The following is a 7,953-nucleotide window of genomic DNA, read 5'->3' as shown; positions in this document are numbered from 1 at the left end:
ATCGCAGTGAGCCGGTGACCGGCACGCTCCGGTCCACCCACGGCCACACACAGGGCGCCTCCGGGCGCCCTGTGCTTTTGTGGAGGGTCGTGCGGCGGGCTGAGGACGCGGGCAGGAAGCTACGGGGCGTCCGGTGGCAGGCTGCGCAGCAGGCGACGGTGGAACACCGCCATCTCCTTCGCGGCCTGCAGGTCGCCGCGGGCTTCGGCGACCGCGATGCCCTGCGTCCACGCCGCAAGCGCACCGGCCGGATCGCCGAGTGCGGCGCGGGCATGGCCGAGCAGCTTCCAGGCGGCCGAGTACTGCGCATCGAGCCCGACCGCGCGTTCGAGGTGGGCATGTGCGCGCGCCGCGTCGCCGGTGTCGAGGTACAGCTTGCCGAGCGTCGTGCGCAGCAGGGCGCCGTCCTGGCCGCGCGCGATCATGGCTTCGAGGGCGGCGGGATTCATGCCGGGCGCTGGCCGATGTAGCCGGCGATGCCGCGCAGGCCGAGCGCCGGGTCGCCGGCGTCCTGCTCGTCGCGGTAATAGCGCAGGCGCAGGCCGGGCAGGGCCGATGGCAGTTCGTTGTCGGCGAGCTTCCAGTCGGGGTTCGACGGGCCGTGGGCGCTGCGCTGCGTGAAGGTCTCATAAAACAGCAGGCCGCCGGGGCGCAGCGCCGCGGCGAGTGCCGGCAGCAGCGCGCGCTCGAAGAAGTACGCGACGACGATCACGTCGAAGCTCTGCGGAGCCGGTGGCGTTTCCAGCAGGTCGCAGGCCGTGGCGGTGATCGTCAGACCTTCGGCGGCGGCGAGCGCCTGCAGCCGCCCGATCGCGACCGGCGACACGTCCCAAGCCTCGGTGTCGAGCCCGACCGCGGCCAGCACTCGGGCGTTGGCACCGAGGCCGCAGGCCAGATCCAGCGCCCGGCCACGGGCCGGCAGCAGGTGCAGGTGTGCGGTCAGCGTCGCGCAGGGGCGCTGCTGCGGGATGCCGTCGCGGTAACGGGCATCCCAGCGATCGCGGTCGGTGACGGGCATGCGGGGTTCCCGGGGTGGCTCAGAGGAAGGTCACGGCGACCTGGAACAGGCGCTCGACCTCGTGGATGCGCTTCTTGTCGGTCAGGAACAGGATCACGTGATCGTCGGGTTCGATCAGCGTGTCGTGGTGGCAGATGGTGACCTCGCCGTTGCGCACGACGGCGCCGATGGTCGTGCCGGGCGGCAGGCGGATCTCGTCGATGCGCCGGCCGACGACCTTGCTGGTCTGGCGGTCGCCGTGGGCGATGGCCTCGATGGCTTCGGCCGCACCGCGGCGCAGCGCATGCACGCGCACGACATCGCCGCGGCGGATGTGCGTCAGCAGCGCGCCGATCGTCGCCTGCTGCGGCGAGATCGCCACGTCGATCTGGCCGGTGGCCTCGACCAGGTCGACGTAGGCCGGGCGGTTGATCAGCGCCATGACCTTGCGGGCGCCGAGGCGCTTGGCGAGCATCGACGACAGGATGTTGGCCTCGTCGTCATTGGTCACGGCGCAGAACACGTCGGTGTGCTCGATGTTCTCTTCGAGCAGCAGCTCCTCGTCGGCGGCATCGCCGGCGAGCACGATCGTGCGGTCGAGCTGTTCGGCGATGCGGCGTGCGACCTCGGGGTTGCGCTCGATGATCTTGACCTGGAAGCGGTCCTCCAGCGCGTGCGCGAGCCGCCGGCCGATGTTGCCGCCGCCGGCGAGGATCACGCGCTTGACCGGCTTGTCGAGCCTGCGCAGCTCCGCCATCACCGCGCGGATGCTCTTCTTCGCGGCGATGAAGAACACCTCGTCGTCGGCCTCGATCACCGTGTCGCCGTCGGGCGTGATCGCCTCGCCGGCGCGGAAGATCGCCGCGACGCGCGCGTGGATGCCGGGCATGTGTGCCGGCAGCGTGCGCAGCTGCTTGCCGACCAGCGTGCCGCCGGCAATCGCGCGCACGCCGACCAGACGCACGAGGCCGTCGGCGAAGTCCAGCACCTGCAGCGCGCCGGGGTGCTCGATCAGGCGCTGGATGTGGTCGGTGACGAGCTGCTCGGGCGCGATCAGCTTCTCGATCGGCAGGCCGTGCGCGCCGAACAGCTGCGGGTACTGCGTGTACTCGGCGGTGCGCACGCGCGCGATCTTGGTCGGCGTGCGGAACAGGCTGTCGGCGACCGCGCAGGCGATCATGTTGACCTCGTCGCTGCTGGTCAGCGCGATCAGCATGTCGGCATCGGCGGCTCCGGCGGCTTCGAGGATCTCCGGGTGCGAACAGGCGCCGCAGACGGTGCGGATGTCGATGCGGTCCTGCAGGTCGGCGAGCACGTCGGCGCGCAGGTCGACGACGGTGATGTCGTTGTCCTCGGAAGCGAGGTTGTACGCGACCGAGCTGCCGACCTGGCCGGCACCGAGGATCAGGATCTTCACGATGTCCTCACGGAATCCTCACGACGGCACCGGGCTGCTTCGTGCCCGGCTCATTCGTCCTCGGGCGTGCGCTTCGGATCGATGCCGAGGGCGCGCAGCTTGCGGTACAGGTTCGTGCGCTCCATGCCGACCTTCTCGGCGAGGCGCGCGACGTTGCCGTCGCATTCCTTGAACTGCTGCAGCAGGTAGGCGCGCTCGAACTGCTCGCGCGCCTCGCGCAGCGGCAGGTCGAGCGGAATCTGGCTGATGTCGCGCTGGCGCCCGGGCGTCGTGTGCGAGATCGCCGATTCGACCTCTTCGAGCGTGATCTCCTCGGCGCCGCCGAGGATCAGCAGGCGCTGCACGAGGTTCTTCAGTTCGCGGATGTTGCCGGGCCAGCCGTAGTTGCGCAGGCGGTTGCGCGCCGCCATCGTGAAGTTGCGGTACGGCAGGCTTTCCTGATCGACAAAATGATTGACGTAGAACGACAGCAGGTCGGGCACGTCCTCGCAGTGCTCGCGCAGCGGCGGCAGCCGGATCGGCAGCACGTTCAGGTGGTAGTAGAGATCCTCGCGGAAGCGCCCGGCCGCGACCTCGGATTCGAGGTCGCGATGCGTCGCGGCGATCACGCGCACGTTCAGGTGCACCGGCTCGCGGCCGCCGAGGCGCAGGAAGGAGCCGTTCTCGAGCGCGCCGGCGAGCTTGGCCTGGGTCTCGGGCGCCATGTCGGCGAGCTCGTCGAGGAACAGCGTGCCGCCGCTCGCCTGTTCGAGCCGGCCGTAATGCAGGCGCTCGCCTTCCTCGGAGCCGAACAGCTCCAGCGCCGAGTTCTCGCGCGCGATCGAGCCGACGCCGACATCGACGAACGGCCCGCCGCGGCGCGGGCTGTGCGCATGCACGTAGCGCGCGTAGATCTCCTTGCCGGTGCCGGGCTCGCCGGAGATCAGCACCGGTGCCTCGTGCTGGGCGATGCGCTGGGCCTGGGCCTTGAGCTTCTGCACGGTCTCGCTGCGCCCGACCGGCTCGGTCACCGGCCGCGCGTGGCGCTTGAGGCCGGCGTTCTCGCGGCGCAGCTTGTCGGCTTCGAGCGCGCGTTCGAGCGTCAGCAGCAGCTTGGCCATCGACAGCGGCTTCTCGATGAAGTCCCAGGCGCCGAGGCGCGTGGCCTCGACCGCGGTCTCGACCGTGCCGTGGCCGGACATCATGATCACCGGGCAGGGCAGGCCGTCGCCCTCGGCCCATTCCTTGAGCAGGCTGATGCCGTCGATGTCCGGCATCCAGATGTCGAGCAGGATCAGGTCCGGGCGCCGCGCACGGCGGGCCTCGCGGGCGGCGGCGCCGTTTTCCGCGGTCGAGACCTCGTAGTTCTCGTCTTCGAGGATTTCCTTGACCAGATCGCGGATGTCGGGCTCGTCGTCGACGACGAGGATGTGCGCTGAACTCATCCTGCCTCCTCGGCACGGGTCGATGGCACGGCACCCGGCGCCGGTGCGGCGGCAGGTGCGGGTGTCAGTGGGGTGCGGGCGTGACTGGCGGGAAAGCGGATGGTGATGCGAGCGCCGCCCTGCTGGGCATTCTCCGCACGGATCAGGCCGCCGTGCTCTTCAACGATTTTTTTGACGATCGCCAATCCTAGTCCCGTGCCCTTGGGTTTGGTAGTCACGTAGGGTTCGAACACGTTGCCGAGGCTGCCCTCGGGAAAGCCGGGGCCGTCATCCTGGAAGACCAGCTCGACGCCGTCGTGCACGCGCGTCGAGATCATCAGCTTCGAGCCGTGGCCGTCGCGGATGGCTTCGATGGCGTTCTTGACGACGTTGTGCAGCAGCTGCCGCAGCCGGTTCTTGTCGGCCTCGATGACCGGGTGCGCCGGGTCCGTGCAGAGCTGGATCTCCACGCCGGCCGGGTAGTCGCGATACAGATAGAGCACGTCGGTGACGAACTCGTTCAACGGCACCGGCACGATGCGCAACTGCGGCGCGCGCGCGTAGTCGTTGAACGCATCGACCATCTCCTTCATCGCCGCGACCTGCTGCACGATCGTGTGCGTGCCGCGATCGAGCACGCGGCCTTCCTCCTCGCCCAGCTTGCCGAGGTATTTGTGGCGGATGCGCTCGGCGGCGAGCTGGATCGGCGTCAGCGGGTTCTTGATCTCGTGCGCGAGGCGGCGCGCGACCTCGGTCCAGGCGGCGTCGCGCTCGGCCTGCACCAGCGTCGTGATGTCGTCGAACACCAGCACGTGCCCGCCCTTGAGGCCGACGGCATCCGGCAGCCGCGAGCCGCGGCACATCAGCACGCGCCGCCCGCCGGGGGCGAACAGCGTGACCTCCTGCCGCCATTCGGCGCTCTCGCCGGCGAGATGTCCGGCGACGGCGCCGAGCAGGTGCGCGAGCGGCGATTCGCCCTCGGCCGACAGCGGGTGGCCGGCATCGAGGCCGAGGATGTGCAGCGTCGCGGCGTTGAAGGTGCGCGGGTGGCCGTCGTGATCGAGCGTCAGCACGCCCGAGGACAGGCGCGCGAGCACGGTTTCGAGGTAGGCGCGCTGACCTTCGAGCATGTGCCGGCTCTGCAGCGCCGAGTCGCGCGCGCTGGCGAGGTTGCGCGTCATCTCGTTGAAGGACTGCACGAGGAAGCCGAGCTCGTCGTTGGCCGCCGGCGCGAGCTGCTTGTCGTACTGGCCGGCGGCGACCGCGCGCGTGCCGTCGGCGAGGTCGCGCACCGGTTGCACGAACTTGCGCGCGAAGTACACGGCCGCCGACAGCGCACTCAGCACGCCGAACAGCAGCACCAGCGACAGCGTCATGATGAAGGTCGTGCGCAGCGGCTCGCGCAGGAAGACCAGTTCGCGGTAGGCATCGAAGGCCGCCTGCACCGAATGCCCGAGCGAGTTGAAGCGGTCGGTGACCGGGTACAGCGCCTGCAGCAGCAGGTCATCGCCGATGGTCGCGTGCGCCGGCACCGGCACGACCGCGCGCAGCTGGAAGCCGAGTTCGGCGGTCGGGTCGAGCGCGACGTAGTTGCCGCCCTGGCGCAGCTGCGCGAGCACGACATCCGGCGGGCGCTCCGGCACCAGGCTTGCGGCCTCGCTGGCGGCGACCACCAGCGGCGTGCCGTCGGCCTTCAGCACGGCCAGCTCCTGCGCATCGCTCTCCTCGCGCAGCTCCGCGAGCAGCAGCGTCGACGGCGGGCCCGGGGTCTCGCCGAGCTGGCCGGCGAGGCGCACGGTCTGCTTGAGCACCTCGCGCATGCGCAGGTCGAGCGCGGTGCGCGACAGTTCGAGGGCATCCTCCAGCGCCTTCTCGACGCGCACGTCGAACCACGAATCGATCGAGCGCGCGATGAACTGCACCGAGAAGTAATACACGACCGACACCGGCGCGACCGAGATCAGCGAGAACAGCACGAACAGCCGCAGCGTCAGCCGCGAGCCGGGTTCGTCGTTGCGCACCTGCCGGTACAGATCCCAGAGGTTGCGCCCGATCAGGAACGCGAGCAGCACGAAGCCGAGCGCGCTGCCGACCAGCAGCCACGAGTACAGCTCGCCGAAGCGCGCGGAGTTGCCGGTCGCCTCGCCCATCAGCGCCAGCGCCACCAGCAGCACCGCCAGCAGCGCCGCGTTGACCAGCAGGCCGCGCACTGCAATCCGCCGCATGCTCATGACGACCTCATAGCGACCACGCGTACCAGGTCGAGCCGAGCCGCCAGTCCGTCGACAGGTAGGCGACCGGGCGCAGCGGTGGCGGCAGCGCCTCGATGTCGAGGCTCGCGCGCAGCCGCCCGTAATAGTTGCCGGGGGGCTTGAGCAGCGCCCGGTCGATCAGCGGGAAGTCGTGCAGCCGGCCGATGGCATCGAGCGCGCCGGCAAGCGTCGGGAAGCTGCGCAGGTCATTGGTGTTGAGGTTCACGGCCACGTACTGGCGCGCGAGCGCGTGGTATTCGAGCCGGAAGCGCTGGCTGAGGCTGGCGACGGTCTCGTCCCACAGCAGATCGCGGTCGCGGACGATCTCGACATCGATCTCGATGGTGAGCGGCACGCCGTTGCGCAGCGCATCGAGCGGGGCCTCGGTGAACTGCAGGTCGATCAGCGCGTCGAGGCGCAGCAGGCCGCGCTCGCTGGTCGAACTGGCGCGCAGCACGCGGAAGCCGTCGGCGGCGGCCGGCACCGGCGCGAGCCACAGACACAGCAGCCCGAGCAGCAGCGCGAGGCACGGGGTCCGGTGGCGGTCGGTGAAAGCGGTCACGGGGTCCTGAGCAGGCGTGCGTAGTAGAAGCCGTCGAGGCCGGCGCTGCCCGGCAGGATCTGGCGGCCGTGGCGCAGCGCGAGCCCCCAGTCCGCGTCGATGACGAGTTCCGCGGCATCGGGGTGGGCGGCGAGGAAAGCCGCGATCACGGTCTCGTTTTCGGCGCGCAGCAGCGAGCAGGTGGCGTACAGCAGGATACCGCCCGGGGCCAGCAGCGGCCACAGCGCATCGAGCAGCGCGCGCTGGCGGGCGGCGAGCGCGTCGATGTCGGCCGGCTGGCGCAGCGCCTTGATGTCGGGATGGCGGCGGATCACGCCGGTGGCCGAGCACGGCGCATCGAGCAGGATGCGCTCGAAGGGCCGGCCGTCCCACCAGTCTGCCGGTGCCGCGGCATCGGCGGCGAGCAGTTCGGCGTCGTAGCCGAGCCGGTCGAGGTTCTCGCGCACGCGCACGAGGCGCGTGGCATCGATGTCGAGCGCCAGCAGTTCGAGGCCGAGTGCGGTTTCGAGCAGGTGGCCGGTCTTGCCGCCGGGCGCGCAGCAGGCATCGAGCACGCGATCGCCCGGCTCGGGCGCGAGCAGCGGCGCGGCGAGCTGGCCGGCGCCGTCCTGCACCGACAGCCGGCCATCGGCGAAGCCGGGCAGGGCGCTGACCTCGGCGGGGTGCTCCAGCACGACGGCACTCGCCACCTGCGCGTGTGCCGCGGCGGCGATGCCGGCCGTCGCGAGCCGCGCCAGTGCCTCGTCGCGGCTTTCACGCGCCAAGTTCACGCGCAGCATCATCGGGGCCTGCTGGTTGCTGGCCTCGACGATCGCCGGCCAGTCCGCGGGCCAGTCGGCCTGCAGCCGCTCCAGCAGCCAGGCCGGATGCGCGTGCACGGCCACCGGCTCGGCGGCCAGTGCGGCATCGAGTGCCGCGCGCCGGCGCTGGCGGTTGCGCAGCACGGCGTTGACGAGGCCGGCCGCCCAGGGCTGGTGTCTGAGTGCGCGCGCCGCCTCGACCGTGCTGGCGACGGCCGCGTACTCGGGCACGCGCAGGTGATCGAGCTGGTACAGCCCGCAGAGCAGCAGGCCGCGCACGAGGCCGGTGCCGGCAGCGAGCGGCCGTTCGAGCAGCTGATCGAGCAGCAGCGCGAGGCGCGGATACAGCCGCAGCGTGCCGTAGGCGAGTTCGGCGGCCAGACCGCGGTCGCGCGCCACGACGCGCTCGCTGTAGCGCGGCAGTGCGGCATTCAGCGACATGCGGCCGTCGAGCACGTCGGCGAGCGCGTGCGCGGCAGCGAGGCGCGCATCGAGCGGCGGACCGCGGCGGGCGGCGCGGGG

7 protein-coding genes are annotated in these 7,953 nt (G+C 71.0%); all 7 read right to left on the bottom strand.

The features are described 5' to 3' along the window. Window positions 1-119 precede the first annotated feature (119 nt). Complete coding sequence (locus PKE44_RS11910; RefSeq protein WP_324551416.1) at window positions 120-449, bottom strand: hypothetical protein; 330 nt, start codon at window positions 447-449, stop codon at window positions 120-122. Beyond that, the gene (locus tag PKE44_RS11905) at window positions 446-1,018 is read right to left on the bottom strand and encodes a class I SAM-dependent methyltransferase (RefSeq protein ID WP_324551414.1); all 573 of its coding nucleotides are present in this window, start codon (window positions 1,016-1,018) and stop codon (window positions 446-448) included. Before PKE44_RS11905 ends, PKE44_RS11910 begins: the two co-directional genes overlap by 4 nt. A gap of 19 nt (window positions 1,019-1,037) precedes the next feature. Then, window positions 1,038-2,414 carry a Trk system potassium transporter TrkA gene (gene trkA, locus PKE44_RS11900; protein ID WP_324551412.1) on the bottom strand — a complete coding sequence of 459 codons (1,377 nt, stop codon included), beginning with the start codon at window positions 2,412-2,414 and terminating at the stop codon, window positions 1,038-1,040. 50 nt (window positions 2,415-2,464) lie between these two features. Further along, the gene (locus PKE44_RS11895; RefSeq protein WP_324551410.1) at window positions 2,465-3,838 is read right to left on the bottom strand and encodes a sigma-54 dependent transcriptional regulator; all 1,374 of its coding nucleotides are present in this window, start codon (window positions 3,836-3,838) and stop codon (window positions 2,465-2,467) included. Further along, window positions 3,835-6,048 (bottom strand): ATP-binding protein, encoded by a 2,214-nt coding sequence (locus tag PKE44_RS11890; protein ID WP_324551407.1) that lies wholly within the window; start codon window positions 6,046-6,048, stop codon window positions 3,835-3,837. The genes PKE44_RS11895 and PKE44_RS11890 overlap by 4 nt, the downstream gene beginning before the upstream one ends. Window positions 6,049-6,055: 7 nt before the next feature. Beyond that, the gene (locus PKE44_RS11885; protein WP_324551404.1) at window positions 6,056-6,631 is read right to left on the bottom strand and encodes a DUF4390 domain-containing protein; all 576 of its coding nucleotides are present in this window, start codon (window positions 6,629-6,631) and stop codon (window positions 6,056-6,058) included. After that, a partial coding sequence (gene rsmB, locus PKE44_RS11880; RefSeq protein ID WP_324551402.1) for a 16S rRNA (cytosine(967)-C(5))-methyltransferase RsmB occupies window positions 6,628-7,953 on the bottom strand: 1,326 nt, incomplete at its 5' end. The genes rsmB and PKE44_RS11885, both read right to left, overlap by 4 nt.

This window comes from Plasticicumulans sp., assembly GCF_035331805.1.
Taxonomy (GTDB): Bacteria; Pseudomonadota; Gammaproteobacteria; order Competibacterales; family Competibacteraceae; genus Plasticicumulans.
This window is presented reverse-complemented; position numbering and strand designations above follow the sequence as displayed.